The following is a 15,306-nucleotide window of genomic DNA, read 5'->3' as shown; positions in this document are numbered from 1 at the left end:
TCGCGGGTTTCCTGCAGGCGGGTCCGAATATCATGCAACACTGACGATAAGGTGTTTTCGCATCGGCAGCCCATTGTTGCCGGAATTATCGTCAGCGACCGTCATACTGAGACTGGCAATCAGGCTCTGTACATCGCGCAGATAAAGATCGGCCGCCATCCAACGACCCAGCAGCAACACTTCACGCGTCACCTGATGAGTCACATTCGGATTGCCGTCCCGATCGCCGCCCATCCAGGAATAAAAATGGAACGGACTGACGTCCCGCGATATGCCCTGACCGGTTCGGCGACGGGCAATGGCATCGAGCTCACGCAGAAAATCGGGCACGGCGCGCCAAAGTGAGTTCTCGATGACGGCAAAGCCCCATTTGGCCTCGTCCACCGCCGTTGGCCGCTCTTCCCGGACCTCGTCGGTGTGCCAGATCTCATCCACCGTCGAGCGCAAGCGCTCACGAATCTGGTCCAGCTCGTACTGATGCAAGTCAGTACGACTGAGATCATTCAGCGATTTCGACACGTTTTCGTACTTACGTATCAAGGTTCGACGGGTCACTTCCGTCGGGTGTGCGGTTAACACCAGTTCAATGTTCAGTCGATTAATAGCGTCCGCCAAAGACTCTTTGCCCAAATCATCGACCAACTCCTCGATGGTTTCTTCCAGGATGTCCCGGGTATGGGCTTCGGCACTTGAAAAATATTGTTGTTCGGCAATGTTGGCGAGGTTTAAAAATTGGTTAAACGAACGCGCGATCGGCAAAATATCTTTGTCTTCCAACTCAGACAACACTCGTGTCAATGGCGTCGGATCGCTGTTTTCGCTGCGATTGACCTCTTTGCCCAGTCGTCGGATTTCTTCCACTTTTCGAAACAGCTCAGGACCATGGCTTTCCATGATGGTATCCCCTAACAGCTCGCCAAGAATGCGCACATTCTGTCTCAGGGTATCCGGTATTACGGTCATTAATGCTCTCCTTGTTTACACAAGAACATGAATTAATCAGGTTAAGGTCAGTCCAGCAGCGGCCGGACGTCGATCGCAGTCATACCTGCGGCGCGAATGGCTTCCAGGCCAATATCAGTGTCTTCAAACGCAACGCATCGCTCCGGAGCTATCCCCAGGGCAGCCGCCGCTTTCAGAAAGACATCGGGTGCTGGCTTGTGGTTTTCAACATCATCCGCCGTCATCACAGCCTGAAACATCTCAATCAGCCCTAACCGGGTCAGTATAGACTGTGCATTGTTGCGACCGGCTCCGGTCGCAATAGCCAAGGGTTTCGTGTTGGCATATTGTCGTGCCACGTCAGCGATGGGGGCTATTTCCGTCACTTCACTGACGTACTCGCGATACAGCCCTTCCTTACGGGTTTTAGCTGCATCAAGATCAATGCTTACACCAGCCTCCGCCGAGAGTATCTGTAAAGTTTGATACGTCGGCACACCACCGAGTTGATAGAAACGGTCACGATCCAATGTCAGCCCATACTCATCAGCCACCTGGCGCCACGCTTGATAATGCGCAGGCATGCTGTCTATCAGGGTCCCATCCATGTCAAAAATCAACGCATCGGCCTGCTCAATCACTTCAGACCAGTCTGAAATACGACTCATAGCGTTCTCTGTTCAGCTTTAGGGAGGTGAAGCATATCACGAGTGTGAATGCCGGAAATTGCCCGATTTGCATTCGAGTATTGCAGGAAACTTCGGAAAATGGCGGTTTCCGCAGGAATGAGTGGCTAATTAGGGAAAAGTAATAACGTCTGCGGATTTTACAAAAGACAAAAAAAAGCCCCAAACAACTAGGTTTAGGGCCAGCAACTTAATGCAAGAGAGTCAAAATCAAGAGATATTTTACTGACCATTTGGTCACTGTAAACCCTACCGACCTTGACTACCGTTTTGTTAAAACGGCAAATTTTGTAAACTTACAGATACACCTTAGTTTTCACCCTCGACCTGAGGTGAGCCGTTGATGTAATTCCCTTCAAAGATGTCATCCACACTTGGCTGTTGAATTGAGGATTCATCTTTAATGGTTTGAATTCGCAGCTCCCAAACACCATTCAAACGATTCGCCCGAATCTCATCCATATTGTCTTCAATGACACTGGGTTTAAGAATGATCAGTAAGTTGGTTTTCGTTTTAAGCGTCGATTTGGACTTAAATAAATGACCAATGATTGGAATGTACCCCAGAACAGGCACCCGGGACTCCAGTTCACTGACCTGATCCTGAATAAGCCCTCCTAAAACAATGGTTTCTCCACTGTTAACCAATACTTGCGTCGTTACCTGTCGCTTCTTTGTCACCACGTCGGATGCATCGTAGCTGACCGTCTCATCAACCGATTCCACGATCTGATCGACTTCCAGTCGAATCGTACCGTTTTGCTGAATATGAGGAATGACCGTCAACGTCGTCCCCACATCTTGCCGTTCAATCGTAAATGGATTGTCTTCATCTCCGCTGCCGCCGGTTTTAAATGGCACCGAGTTACCAACGGTGATCACCGCTTCGCTGTTATCCAACGTGAGAATGCTGGGCGTAGACAGAAAGTTCGTATTGGATGCCGACTCCAATGCCTGAATCGCGACGCCAAAATCGACTCGGTTACCGAATGGATCGGCCAACCCCATAAAGGTTCCTGCCGGCACGCTGGTCAAGGCACCTAAAGGCGAGCCACCGGCCTGACTAATGCCCTGACCAACAGACTGCGCCAGATTGCCCACCGACGCCCCGGCCACTTCAGACGACACCGAAAGGAAGGGCACGCCGTCCTGAACCACTTCCGGATTAGTTGCCCACTGCACACCCAGAGTGTCGGTATCATTACCAGTCACCTCGACAATTGCGGCTTCGATCAGTACCTGTTCGCGAGGAATATCCAATTGACTGATGATCGACTCCAGTTCTTTCATGTCACTCGGTTCAGCTCGGACAATCAAGGCATTCTGTTCTTCGTCGGCAAGTACGGAGATTGGTTGGGATGGCGGTTCGTTTTGCCCGGAAGCCCCCTGACTCGTGCTCGCAATACCTTTCAGAATCTCAGCCATCTTAACGGCGTCAGCATTGTTCAGGAAAATAACCTTATAGGACGCATTCTCCTGGGAAGGTGTGTCCAGCTTTTGGATCAACTCAATGATCTGCTGCCGAGCTTCGGTTTCCCCTTTTACGATGATTCGGTTACTGCGCTCATCCCCAACCAGCGTCACCGTTCGGTTTGAGCCGGAACGAGCGCCTTGGTTTCCAGCGGCGACGGCCGTGGGTGAAATGCGCTCCAGCAAGGTAATCATGGCACCAACCCAGGCGTGCTGGAGGTTAACAACTTCAATCTCTTCACTACCGGCTTTGTCCAGCAAATAGACAATCTCTGACAGCCGATCAATGTTGGTCGCTCGGTCGGCCACAATCAGGACGTTAGCTGACGGCACACCGGCAAGATGGCCATAATTAGCCACCATTGGGCGTAAAATAGGCACCAGTTCCATGGCGGATGCATTCTGGATTGGGAACACGCGGGTAATAATCTCTTCACCAACACGACCACCCTGCGTTTCTACTTCAATACCTGCAGACTTAATGTCCGATTGACCAATAATCTTAGTTACATCACCGGCCTGAACCGCTGAAAAACCATACACTTCAAGCGTTGCCAGGAACGTTTCATATATCTGGCTCTTCGTCATCTCTTTGTCGGAAATGACGGTGACCTTACCTCGAACCCGCGGATCAATGATAAAGGTACGACCAGTGACTTTGGCAACCAGATCGATCACCTCGGTGATATCGGCTTCCTGCATGTTCAGCGTATAAGTCTGATCGTCCGCAAACACACTCACCGTTGTCAGCAACAGACAACAAGCCAGTATCACGTTTCGAAACATCCCCGACATGGCCATGAAATTTTCCTTATTCTTAAAAAGTTGGTATCGATTGATAAATGGTAAAAGAGCGTGATCCCCGGCGGATCTGAATCTTCAGTTCCCCACCGGTCTGGAGAATCTGATTGAGCAGTGCCTGATCGGATTGAATGTTCCCAACCGGTTGATCATTCACGGAAGTGACAATATCGCCCGGCCGCAGTCCAACCATCTGTAACTGACGAGCGCGCCGGGTCACCTGATACCCTTCAGACGTTGCTTCCAGCCCCATCTCCTGTACAAAGGCGGCCGGATCTTCGTTTGCCCGCTGAGTGACGTAGTTCACCATGCCTTGTACTGATGAAGCTAAATCACCACCTCTGGCAACCTGCTCATTGGCCTGACTGAGCGCTTCCTGAAAACTGTCGGCCGAATCGGTTTGGATCACGTCGTCACGGCTGTTACTGACCGACTGCAACAACGAAGACGACAACTCTTCATAGCGAAGCGTTTCTAACTGCCCCCGACGGTCGATGATGACGCGATCGCCATAAACGGCCTGCAACGCCGCCTGTCCAAACAGATCATCGCCGACGCCGAACACCTTACCACTGCCGCTGCGCTCACCGATAACGGCAAAGCCCCGGCCTTCACCTGTCGCCATGACCGCCTGCAATGTCAGGTTAAGATTGGTTTCCGGTGCATCCACAACCTCGGTCGGTTCCTCAGCCGCTTCAACCACAACGTCGCCAAAGAACTCACGCTGCGATAACTGCGAACCCAGTTGTTGCCAGTTGGTGCCCGCATTAGAACTGGTGCTTGAGGCTGGTCGAATCGTCGGAGCTGCCAGTTCAGGTTGCGGATCCAGAATCATCCAGGTGATTTGTGCCAGCCAGACACCACAGAGAATCGTCGCAAGACCCACCAAAAGAGATTGCATCGGTGGCCAGATTTTTTGAAGCTGTGAGTAAAGTTCCATCAGTACACAACCTCAAAGGATCGTTTCAACAAATTATCACCCATATCCGGTAACGGAATGTCCATAGCCTGTGCCAACGCGGTTTTCACCGCATAGGTTGCGACCCAATCCCGCGTCAGGTCAGCCTCCAGCATGATGGCCTGATCGGGTCCTGTGACCTCAGCTTTCCAACCGCGATCATCGGACTGAATGGTCCCTAGCAAAGTAGGCACGTTATAGGTTTGAGTCGACCGGCCGACGGGCACGGTCACCGGTCCGCCTGACCAACTCAGATCGCCACTGGCATCACCAAGCCGGCGGTTCCATCCGATATCTGCAGACACGCCGTTTAACTGAAGTCGACCTGACAGCGTGGCCCGATAAGATCGATAGACCGATTCAAATGCTTTTTCGTCAACATGGCCGCTAACGTCGGTAACGGAGAGCCCAAAAGGCGACAAACCAAGTTCGCCAGAAACGTCCAGATAGGTGTTTGACAGAGTGACATCGACAGGCAGTGCCAGCCGAAACAGGCCTGAGGCCCGGGTATCCCACTGCACATTGACCGTGCCCAGCTGGCGCTCAATAATCTGACCCTGACCGGACCACAGATTACCTTCCATCTGATTCAATCTGACGCCCGCCTGATTCAGCTGTGGCTCAACCAACGGCGTAAGCCAGGACAGCGGGATCATGGCCACCAGTGCCAGACTGTAGCTGATCACCAGCAGAGCCAGAATCTTTAAGTTAACTAACTTCATGAATTAAAAAGCATTTCCGTCGCCTATACGTGAGCGACAGTGTATATGAGCCCTCAGGGCTCCACAATTGGTTTACATGCTACATACCGACTGGCGTTCGAACCGACTTATTGGCCTTAACAATTATACCAAACCAGAGCATAGGCCTTGCTCAGTGACAGAAGTGATGGACTGTCAGACAACAAAAAAGCCGCACGTTTCCGTGCGGCTTTCTAACTTCTACGCTGGGTTTTGGGCCCGGGCAGGCGTCTGTCGGGTAGCCAGGGCGCATTACTGCGCCCCAGCCCCCTAAGAACCGTACGTGCGAGTTTCCCCGCATACGGCTCAAGCCTTTTTAAGTTTGTACGAAGTACAAACCAGCATCTATCACATCAGCCTTTTGGTGGATGCGGATCATTTCCGTACGAATCTTTGTCCCGGATTTTTCCGTCTCTTCCATGTATAACCACCTCAGACTTCTGGTTTCTAGCGATCTCTACAGCAGCTTGTCTCGCCTCCTCCTGAGTACGATGATGCGAAGTATCTTTCTTATTACCCGCACCTTTGACCGCCCAGCCATCGTCACGCTTAACTACATGTTGATTTTTACCAGACATACAAATCTCCTCATACTTAAGAAAGCACCAGACCAGTCGAATGATGAACCCGAGGTTTGAACCCAAAAATCTGGGCATTACACCAGCAGTCATCTTTATTGTGATACCCCTCGCTTGAGGCACCAATAATTCGACCATTTGTAGCCCGGCATCTCCAACGCCATTGGGAACTTGAGTCCTTATAAAAGTCCCATTCAAAGTCATCTTTCATCACACACATATTGTCGATCTCCGTATTGCTATGACCAACTCAGTACAACTAAATCTGAATATTGGTTAATTTTAATACAATATTAAGACTAAACACAATACCTAGTGTTAAAAAACCTAAATGACCACTACAAATTGCGCAGGATAAACATACAGCTGTTTATAAAACCATACTATGAAATTGCCGATGACAATTCGGATGTAACAACACCAGATTATCCAACTGATCACTGCCGCCTCTGTGTTTCTCTACCACATGATGGATATTCCATCCCGTTTCCGGTGTGATTTTCTGATTACACATAGGGCAGCAATAATTCTGCCGGAGCCAAAGTGTGCCAACCTTTCTTTTCCCTTCCATTGAACTTCTGAAAGTCGCTTCAACACGATCCTCAAAATACATCTCAAATTCAGGGTCGTAAGGATTGGCTTCTCCTTTAACCTTTTTGTGTCGCTTTATGGGTATGTCATTGGCGTACAACAAATCCCAACGATCCCCATATTCATCAAGCCCATGAAATATCCAGCTTCTGGTTTTGTTTCTAGCAAAGTACTTTTCTCGTATCCAACGCTTCCCCTTGTTAGGGTGACGTCGTTTACACCATTGCCAGAGCATCTTCCAGATGCGGTAGTCCACATAGTTAAACGTTTCCTTCGCTACTACACCGCGATGATAATTTGCCCAACCTCGAATCTTAGGATTCAACGTTTGGACAACCACTTTCGCAAGCACAGTTTTGTTGGCATTCAACCAGTCTCTGAGACCACGCAGAAATGTTTTAACGTTCTTCTGGCTCGGCTTTATCAAGCACTTGCCGTCATACTTGCGAACATTCTGCCCCAGAAAATCAAACCCTTGCTCAATGTGCGTAATCACCGTTTTTTCTGGTGAGAGCGTTAACCCCCGTTCGGCCATAAAGGCCTCGACGAGTGGTTGTACTTCGCGCTCAAGCAGCTCTTTCGAGATGCCAGTAATGACGAAGTCATCCGCATACCGCACATAATTCACCTTAGTTTTGTAGCTAGCTTTCGTGTTTTTCTGACCAAACTGATCTTCTAAACACTTTTCCAGCCCATCTAAAGCGATGTTGGCCAGTACAGGTGAGATAATCCCACCTTGAGGTGTACCAGCTTCTGTTGCAAAGAGTTGACCGGATTCCATGAACCCTGCTTTCAACCATTTCTTGACCACGAGCTTGTCCAACGGGACATGTTCGATGAGCCAATCGTGACTGATATTGTCAAAACACCCCTTAATATCGCCCTCTAGCACCCATTGCGCAGATGATTTCCGACTGAGATTGATGAACAATTGCTCAATCGCGTCTGCCGTGGAGCGCATCGGGCGAAACCCGTAAGAGTTACGATCCGCCGTTGTTTCCGATACGGGTTCAAGAGCCAGCAAGTACAATGCCTGCATCGCCCTATCCCTCATGGTCGGAATCCCTAAAGGTCGCTTCTTGCCATTCGCCTTGGGTATATAAACCCTTCGCAGTGGCATTGGGCGATAACCTGTTCGGGTTAACGTACTGATTGCATCCCATTTTGCGGTTGGAGTATCCCAACGTTTGCCATCAACACCCGGAGTACTTCTACCCCGGTTTTCTGTGACTCGTTTTACTGCCAGTACTTTTGCTGAAAACGAGCGAACCAACATCCGTTGCAGAGCTTTCACTTTGCGCCATTGTTGATTCTTCGATGCCTTCGCGATTCGTACCTGTAGCCGCCTCACTCTGAGATGACAGGTTTCCCAGTCAACCTCGTGCCAACCAGTTGGCGAGTGGGTGAATGCAGGTACTTCTAGTGAAATACTCATCTTGCTATTCTCCTCAATGCTTTAGTTAAAAACCCATGAGAAAAACAGACAGACGAGCCCCAAACGGGGAAGTCAGTTGCTTTCCCCGTTTGGGCAGTTAAATGTGCGCCGGAGCGATTGCACTCGCATCCGGAATTTCTTTAGGTGGCTTTACACGTTTGCACGCGATAAAAGACCAGAACGAAGTGGGCATCCTTTCAGATCAGGGCAAAGTTCGAACCCCTATCTCAGCCATTACAGCCAAGCATTCGCTTTTTCGCTCCTCCTCTACCCACTGACTCAACAGATCATCTTGCGAATCACCTGCCTTCAGCATGAGCTAAGGCGAGTCATTGGGCTTACCGAGTTCCATTATTGTTACACGACCAAGTTAGGATCTACCTATCCACCGATAGCTGAACGTCAGCGTATTCCCAGATGTAAGAGGAATAGCCAGCTACATACCTTTTGGTTAGAGCCTGACAGCAATTTTGGCTCGTCGCGGTTGACGGTGTTTAACAGCAGTTCACGTACGTTATCCATATTGGTCAGCCTAGCGCCTCATCCGCGTATTGCTCGCAGAATCCGATCAGAAACTTCACAGCTCTGATTGCTTCAGAAGAAGGGCTACATTGTCAGGAAGCTTCGCACCCCACCGTTACCAGTGACGCACTATCCGTAGACTACGAATGGCTGAACATTCGGTCTCACTACTCTTTCGAGCCGAGACAATAACAACAATGGCTTACGCCGGATGGTCACAGACCAATAGCATAATCCCATCGATAAGTTTTCAGCAGCCGCAAAGCTACCTACCACCTTATTAGCATGAAATAATTCTGCGTTAGCAGAGAGTGAAATGCGCTCGTTTAATTCCTGTGAACTATCCACAGAATGAGCTAACTCTTTAGTTCAGCCGACGACTCGCCGACGAAACTCCTAGAAAGGAGTCCCGATTCGGACGAAATCGCCCGATATCGGGATTAGTAAAATGCTATCTTTTGCGGGACATTGGGAAGGCGATACATCAGTATCGCCTTACGGTGTAGCCCGCGAGGCTAGCGACCTCCGCGACTCTCGTCGCACTACATCATGCCGCCCATACCGCCCATGCCACCCATGTCTGGCATGCCGCCACCAGCAGAACCGCCTTCTTCAGGCTTATCAGCAATCATGGCTTCTGTGGTAATCATCAGACCAGCAACAGAGGACGCCGCCTGCAGTGCAGTACGAGTCACTTTCGCTGGGTCGATGATACCGGCTTCGATCATGTCCAGATATTCACCGGTCGCAGCGTTGTAGCCGAAGTTACCGGAACCGTTTTTGACTTCATTCAGAACAACAGCAGATTCATCACCGGCGTTTTCAACGATCTGACGCAATGGCGCTTCCATCGCTCGCAGTGCCAGAGCAATACCGACGTTTTGTTCTTCGTTGTCACCTTTCAGGTCAGCAACGTTCGCCATGGCACGAACCAGAGCAACACCACCACCAGCAACAACACCCTCTTCGACGGCCGCACGGGTCGCATGCAGAGCATCGTCAACACGGGCTTTTTTCTCTTTCATTTCAACTTCAGTAGCTGCACCAACCTTAATGACCGCGACACCACCGGCCAGTTTAGCAACACGTTCCTGAAGCTTCTCTTTGTCGTAATCAGACGAAGACTGCTCAATTTCTGCGCGAATCTGTTCGACACGAGCATTGATGTCCGCTTCAGAACCGGCACCGTCGACGACAACTGTGGTTTCTTTAGTCAGGTTCACTTTCTTAGCAGAACCCAAGTGCTCCAGAGTGGCACTTTCCAAGTCCAGACCGACTTCTTCTGAAATGACGGTACCGCCAGTCAGAATCGCCAGGTCTTGCAACATCGCTTTACGACGATCGCCAAAACCAGGCGCTTTCGCAGCGGCGACTTTAACTGTGCCACGCATGTTGTTAACAACCAGAGTGGCCAGCGCTTCGCCTTCGATGTCTTCCGCGATGATCATCAATGGACGGCTCGCCTTCGCAACAGATTCCAGGACCGGAATCAGATCACGAATGTTAGAGATCTTTTTGTCCACCAGCAGGATGTATGGGTTTTCCAGCTCTGCAGCCATCGATTCCTGGTTAGTCACGAAGTAAGGTGACAGGTAACCACGGTCGAACTGCATACCTTCAACCACGTCCAGCTCATCAACAAAGCCACTGCCTTCTTCAACAGTGATCACGCCTTCTTTGCCGACTTTTTCCATTGCATCAGCAATCAGCTGACCAATGGTGGCGTCAGAGTTGGCAGAAATGGTACCGACCTGAGCAATCGCTTTGTAATCGGTGCAAGGCTTAGACAGCTTCGCCAGCTCTTCAACAACAGCCGCCGCCGCTTTGTCGATGCCGCGCTTCAGATCCATCGGGTTCATGCCCGCAGCAACGGACTTCAAGCCTTCGTTAACGAATGCCTGAGCCAGAACGGTGGCCGTAGTGGTACCATCACCCGCTTCATCGTTCGCTTTTGAAGCAACTTCTTTAACCATCTGTGCGCCCATGTTCTCGAACTTGTCTTCCAGTTCGATTTCTTTGGCAACAGACACACCGTCTTTGGTGACATTCGGTGCACCAAAGGATTTATCCAGAACGACATTTCGGCCTTTAGGACCCAACGTCACTTTTACCGCGTCAGCCAGCAGGTTAACGCCGTTTTGCATTTTGTCTCGAGCAGAGATACCAAACAAAACTTCTTTAGCAGCCATGATACTTACCTTGTTAAATCTGAGTGAGAATTAGGTTTATTCAATTACGCCGAAGATGTCGCTTTCGCTCATGATCAGCAGTTCTTCACCGTCGACCTTAACGGTGCTGCCTGAGTACTGACCGAACACAACCGTGTCGCCGACTTTAACGTCAACTGCGCGCACTTCACCGTTGTCCAGTACACGGCCGTTGCCTACAGCGAGAACTTCACCCTGGGAAGGCTTCTCTTTGGCTGAGCCCGGCAACAAGATCCCACCAGCTGTGGTCTCTTCTTCTTCTTTGCGGCGTACAACGACGCGATCATGCAAAGGACGAATTTTCATGAATAAATCTCCTGAATATCGGTTGGGAGTATTGTTCTGGTTTAACCTCAGACAGCGCTATTCATTGCGCTGCCTGGCATTTGTTTCATTGCAGGCGGTAAATTGGGGGCGGCAAAATACTTTTCAACACCTCTGCAACACATTTTTTTACAGAAATTAGTCACTTTCGCGCTTTCTCTGGACGAGAAAGGGGTTTTCGGGTGATCACCCACTTAAATATGGCCTGTACAGCGTTTGAACCTACCTACTCAGGTATTAATATGACGATTTCCATCAACCATGACCGTCCATTGGTCGGATACTCGCACTTTGCGGTGTTCAAAGCTTGCTCAGAGACCTTTCCGAACACTATACTGGGCCCGTTCTGAAGGAGATTCAGCCGCCAACTGACTGGCGCTGACAGAACTACATCATAGGACGGGACTCACCGTACCTGAACAGGGAATTTGCTTTCGCAGGCAGGGATAATGCAGCCAAACTCAACCTCCATACTGATCGTAGACGATACAAAATTCAGCAGCGCGGTGGTTAACAAAGCGTTGAAGAATGATGGCTTCACCGATATCCGGGTTGCTGATAACGCTATTGACGCCCTCTCCATGATGAAGGAGCGCAGCGTTGATATTCTGATCGCCGACTGGCTGATGCCCGGCATGGACGGACTGGAACTGACTCAGCTGGTTCGTGAGCTGAACCGGCGCCAAAACCATTTCAGCTATGTCGTTCTGTTAACCGCAAAAGAAGAAAACGACGATCTCAAAGAAGCTTTCGCCAAAGGCGTTGACGATTTCGTTGGTAAAACGACTCTGAAATCGCACTTGCTACCGCGTATACACGCCGCGCAGCGCATGGCACGGTTACAAAACTCACTATTGCGACGCGAACTGGCGTTGAAGGAACAGTTCCGGGGTCTGACGCTGATGAACCGGATCGATCCAACCACCGGCGTTGGTAATCTGCAGTTTCTCGAACAGCAACTCGGTCGTTACCTTAAGCAGCATCGCGGTCGCAGCGGGTCTATCGGGTTACTTCTGTGCCGACTCGACAATCTTCCGGAACTGAAACTGCAGCACGGCGAGGCCCTAAAGAACCGGCTCGTCAAACAGGCAGCCGAACGGCTTCAGGAAGCAGCCCGCCCCATGGATGACGTGGCCAGAATCGATGAAAACACACTGGCACTGGCGCTCTACGGCCGGGAACCAAACTTCATTACGCACGCACTGGTTCGGAGAATCCAGGAAGCCCTGCTTATTCGGGCCTACCCGACAGATAATGGCTACTGCACACTTGAAGGAAGCATTCAGTACGATGTTATTGACGCCAATGGTCATGCCAGTGCAGTGCAGGCTGACGAAGTCATTCAGGCGGCCATGCAGCGGCTCAGCGACTTGCCTGCAGGACAATCAGTATACTTCTGGGAAGCCAATCAGGAACTGGCATAGCAAAACCAGCACCGGAGCGATCACATATCTTTTAAGGTAGACTCGCTCCGAACTTCACAATTCAGACAGCCCATGTCAGATTTTTCATCACTCATTATCGGCCCCGGAGCGATCGGCTCACTTGTTTGCGCAGAAATTCAGCCATTCAGCCGGGTGTCCGTATTTGCACATCGCCAGAACCTGACTCTGGCGACTCACCTTGACCTACCGGGTAAAACACTGGCGCTGGACTGGACCGTTACTCCGGCACCATCGGTTGACGTCATCTGGGTTTGCTGTAAAGCCATGCACGCTGAACAATCGACACAACAAGCCCTGGCAAGGTACTCGAACGCGACCGTCGTCCTGTTACACAATGGTATGGGTCCGCAACAGGCATTAAGCGAAGCGTTTGGTGATCAAATCATCTGGGGGTCGACCACCTGTGGTGCCTTGCCGATCTCACCTCAACACTATGTGCAAACATCTTTTGGTCACACGCTGATGGATCAACGAGCCGCTCACGAGCGGCCAGACTATTTTAATGCGCTTATTGCCAGAAGTGACCAATCCAACATTCTGAAGCCCGCCGCCATTGAATCGATTGAAGCTGTGCTCTGGCAGAAAATTCTGGTCAATGCCTGCATCAACCCTTTGACGGCCTACCATTCGGTTAAGAACGGCCAACTCAGTACGAACGATCATCAAAGGGAAATCTGCGCCATTCTTAATGAAATCACCAAGCTGATACAGGCAAAACACCTGACGCTCAGCGAAGACCCTCTCACCATGGTCAATCAGGTTATCACCAACAGCGCCGAAAACTGGTCATCGATGGCGAGGGATGTGCAGGAAGGACGGAAAACTGAAATCGACTTCATTAACGGCTTTCTGATACGCGAAGGGGCTCGGCTCGGTATCAAAACGCCTGTACTGGAACGGTGGTACAAACGAATTGCACAACGCCAAGTTTCCTGAGAGGCTACGATGAGAACTCAGCCCATGCCTTGCGACTCATGATGAAATTCCGATCCCTCAGTCAACGACTGTCCTTTGGCTACATCAGTGGCACGGTCATACTCGGCGCGTTACTGACCCTCTTCGATGTGACCGAACTGGGCATGATGGCTCAGTTCGCGCTTTCGATTCTGGCGATTGTCGCAGTCTTTTTGGTCATCCATCTGTTCTTCTATCGTCACTTCCTGCGACCGGTGCATCATTTGATTCAGATAACCCGCGAGCTGGCTAATTCAAACAACTCCCAGGTCCGCGCGCAAAAGCTGTTTGACGATGAACTGGGTGATCTGGTCGATGCGCTCAATGAAATGATCAATCAGATTCAACTGCGCGAAGAAATCATCATTTCGGAAAGAGATCGGGTAGCAATCGCATTAGAACAGGCCGACGACTACGCCCGGGTCACTCAAAGTACCAACAAAAAGCTGGAGTTCGAAGTCAAGGTTCGAAAGCGTATCGAGGCCAAGTTAACGGATTTCCAGAAGTTTCTGAACTCCATTATCAACTCCATGCCTTCAGGCCTCATTGCAGTCGATGAAAATCTGACCGTGACACAATGGAATCAGGAGGCGTCAAACATCAGCGGCACACCTGACTCCAATGCCATCGGCCGTCCGGTACAAGACGTTTTCCCGTTGTTTGGTGGACACAAAGATTGGATCGCCGATGTCTGGCGCGACAATAAAAACCGTACACTGCGTAACCAACTCTCCCCCTACTCGGGTCGCCGCTTCGACATTGTGGTTTATCCATTAAAAAACACTGAGACGCCAAGCGCGGTTATTCGCATCGACGATGTCAGTGAAAAATACAAAATGGAAGAAGCCATGGTGCAGTCTGAGAAGGTCAAGTCCTTGGGTGGCATGGCTGCCGGTATGGCTCATGAAATCAACAACCCGATCAGCGCGATTATACAAAACGTTCAGAACATTCAACGCCGACTGGACCCGGAACTCTCAGCCAACATCGAAGTTGCACAACGCCATCAGGTGGACCTGCACCAGATGCAAGCCTACATGAAAGATCGCCGCATCTTGTCTTTTTTAAATCATATTTCCGAGTCTGGCGTGCGTTCCTCGCAACTGGTCACCAACATGCTGCAATTTAGCCGGGCGAGCGACCTGAGACTGCAACCGTGCCTGATGGTCGACGTTCTGGAAAAGGCCGTTAACATTGCCGTCACCGATGACCAACTTTACGGCGTCAAAGGGGCGTTTGAGCTGAACATTGACCAGGATTTTAAAGCGCCCGAAGCGACGGTCATGGGCGTGTTTAATGAGCTGGAGCAGGTCTTTCTGAACCTGATTAAAAACGCGGCACAAGCTATCAATGAACGTCGCCTGACGCTGAACGATATTGATGAAGGCATTATCACGCTGCAACTGACCCAGTCCGACCGTCATTGCCTGGTGCGAGTCAGTGATAACGGCATTGGTATGGAAGCCAACACCCGTAAAAAAATATTTGAACCATTTTTCACCACGAAGGAAGTCGGTGCAGGAACAGGGCTGGGGTTATCCGTCAGTTACTTCATCGTCCGCTCACACCACAATGGCCAGATGACCGTTGAATCCAGTTTTGGATCCGGTACCGTATTTGAGATTTCGATTCCATTAGCAGAGGGTTAACACC

At 50.4% G+C, this 15,306-nt stretch carries 13 protein-coding genes; 3 read left to right on the top strand and 10 right to left on the bottom strand.

The features are described from left to right. Window positions 1–30: 30 nt before the first annotated feature. From MED297_RS17180 to groES, 10 genes are all read right to left on the bottom strand, one after another. Complete coding sequence (locus MED297_RS17180; protein ID WP_008047168.1) at window positions 31–963, bottom strand: phosphoenolpyruvate carboxylase; 933 nt, start codon at window positions 961–963, stop codon at window positions 31–33. A 47-nt stretch (window positions 964–1,010) separates the two neighbouring features. Beyond that, window positions 1,011–1,610, bottom strand: a complete 600-nt coding sequence (locus tag MED297_RS17175; RefSeq protein WP_008047167.1) for an HAD family hydrolase — start codon at window positions 1,608–1,610, stop codon at window positions 1,011–1,013. Window positions 1,611–1,937: 327 nt separating this feature from the next. Continuing rightward, window positions 1,938–3,899 (bottom strand): type II secretion system secretin GspD, encoded by a 1,962-nt coding sequence (gspD, locus tag MED297_RS17170; RefSeq protein ID WP_008047166.1) that lies wholly within the window; start codon window positions 3,897–3,899, stop codon window positions 1,938–1,940. A gap of 16 nt (window positions 3,900–3,915) precedes the next feature. Next, window positions 3,916–4,839, bottom strand: a complete 924-nt coding sequence (locus MED297_RS21540; RefSeq protein WP_008047165.1) for a type II secretion system protein N — start codon at window positions 4,837–4,839, stop codon at window positions 3,916–3,918. After that, on the bottom strand, window positions 4,839–5,579 hold the full coding sequence (gene gspN, locus MED297_RS17160; RefSeq protein WP_008047163.1) for a type II secretion system protein N: 741 nt from the start codon (window positions 5,577–5,579) through the stop codon (window positions 4,839–4,841). Before gspN ends, MED297_RS21540 begins: the two co-directional genes overlap by 1 nt. A gap of 371 nt (window positions 5,580–5,950) precedes the next feature. Continuing rightward, window positions 5,951–6,175: a DUF2188 domain-containing protein gene (locus MED297_RS17155; protein ID WP_040557578.1), complete on the bottom strand. Its 225-nt coding sequence runs from the start codon at window positions 6,173–6,175 to the stop codon at window positions 5,951–5,953. Window positions 6,176–6,191: 16 nt separating this feature from the next. Beyond that, window positions 6,192–6,386: a YegP family protein gene (locus MED297_RS21960; RefSeq protein WP_083779476.1), complete on the bottom strand. Its 195-nt coding sequence runs from the start codon at window positions 6,384–6,386 to the stop codon at window positions 6,192–6,194. 159 nt (window positions 6,387–6,545) lie between these two features. Continuing rightward, window positions 6,546–8,201, bottom strand: coding sequence for a group II intron reverse transcriptase/maturase (gene ltrA / locus MED297_RS17150; RefSeq protein WP_083779469.1), 1,656 nt, complete (start codon window positions 8,199–8,201; stop codon window positions 6,546–6,548). 1,064 nt (window positions 8,202–9,265) lie between these two features. Continuing rightward, complete coding sequence (groL, locus tag MED297_RS17145) at window positions 9,266–10,912, bottom strand: chaperonin GroEL (protein WP_008047160.1); 1,647 nt, start codon at window positions 10,910–10,912, stop codon at window positions 9,266–9,268. 36 nt (window positions 10,913–10,948) lie between these two features. Further along, a complete protein-coding gene (gene groES, locus MED297_RS17140) occupies window positions 10,949–11,236 on the bottom strand; it encodes a co-chaperone GroES (protein WP_008047159.1) in 288 nt (95 codons plus the stop codon). 467 nt (window positions 11,237–11,703) lie between these two features. Between groES and MED297_RS17135 the strand changes: the two genes are divergently transcribed. The 3 genes from MED297_RS17135 (at window position 11,704) to MED297_RS17125 (ending at window position 15,302) form a co-directional block, all read left to right on the top strand. After that, entirely contained in the window at window positions 11,704–12,678 is a 975-nt protein-coding gene (locus tag MED297_RS17135; protein WP_008047158.1) for a GGDEF domain-containing response regulator, read from the top strand. A 72-nt stretch (window positions 12,679–12,750) separates the two neighbouring features. Beyond that, on the top strand, window positions 12,751–13,635 hold the full coding sequence (locus tag MED297_RS21535) for a ketopantoate reductase family protein (RefSeq protein WP_008047157.1): 885 nt from the start codon (window positions 12,751–12,753) through the stop codon (window positions 13,633–13,635). 38 nt (window positions 13,636–13,673) lie between these two features. After that, on the top strand, window positions 13,674–15,302 hold the full coding sequence (locus MED297_RS17125) for a sensor histidine kinase (RefSeq protein WP_008047155.1): 1,629 nt from the start codon (window positions 13,674–13,676) through the stop codon (window positions 15,300–15,302). Window positions 15,303–15,306: the final 4 nt, after the last annotated feature.

This window comes from Reinekea blandensis MED297, assembly GCF_000153185.1.
GTDB lineage: Bacteria > Pseudomonadota > Gammaproteobacteria > Pseudomonadales > Natronospirillaceae > Reinekea > Reinekea blandensis.
This window is presented reverse-complemented; position numbering and strand designations above follow the sequence as displayed.

What these genes read in the sequence shown, in the direction of transcription:
- MED297_RS17180 (WP_008047168.1), bottom strand. Translation starts at nt 963, where the DNA reads ATGACCGTAATACCGGATACCCTGAGACAGAATGTGCGCATTCTTGGC.
- MED297_RS17175 (WP_008047167.1), bottom strand. Translation starts at nt 1,610, where the DNA reads ATGAGTCGTATTTCAGACTGGTCTGAAGTGATTGAGCAGGCCGATGCG.
- gspD (WP_008047166.1), bottom strand. Translation starts at nt 3,899, where the DNA reads ATGGCCATGTCGGGGATGTTTCGAAACGTGATACTGGCTTGTTGTCTG.
- MED297_RS21540 (WP_008047165.1), bottom strand. Translation starts at nt 4,839, where the DNA reads ATGGAACTTTACTCACAGCTTCAAAAAATCTGGCCACCGATGCAATCT.
- gspN (WP_008047163.1), bottom strand. Translation starts at nt 5,579, where the DNA reads ATGAAGTTAGTTAACTTAAAGATTCTGGCTCTGCTGGTGATCAGCTAC.
- MED297_RS17155 (WP_040557578.1), bottom strand. Translation starts at nt 6,175, where the DNA reads ATGTCTGGTAAAAATCAACATGTAGTTAAGCGTGACGATGGCTGGGCG.
- MED297_RS21960 (WP_083779476.1), bottom strand. Translation starts at nt 6,386, where the DNA reads ATGAAAGATGACTTTGAATGGGACTTTTATAAGGACTCAAGTTCCCAA.
- ltrA (WP_083779469.1), bottom strand. Translation starts at nt 8,201, where the DNA reads ATGAGTATTTCACTAGAAGTACCTGCATTCACCCACTCGCCAACTGGT.
- groL (WP_008047160.1), bottom strand. Translation starts at nt 10,912, where the DNA reads ATGGCTGCTAAAGAAGTTTTGTTTGGTATCTCTGCTCGAGACAAAATG.
- groES (WP_008047159.1), bottom strand. Translation starts at nt 11,236, where the DNA reads ATGAAAATTCGTCCTTTGCATGATCGCGTCGTTGTACGCCGCAAAGAA.
- MED297_RS17135 (WP_008047158.1), top strand. Translation starts at nt 11,704, where the DNA reads ATGCAGCCAAACTCAACCTCCATACTGATCGTAGACGATACAAAATTC.
- MED297_RS21535 (WP_008047157.1), top strand. Translation starts at nt 12,751, where the DNA reads ATGTCAGATTTTTCATCACTCATTATCGGCCCCGGAGCGATCGGCTCA.
- MED297_RS17125 (WP_008047155.1), top strand. Translation starts at nt 13,674, where the DNA reads ATGATGAAATTCCGATCCCTCAGTCAACGACTGTCCTTTGGCTACATC.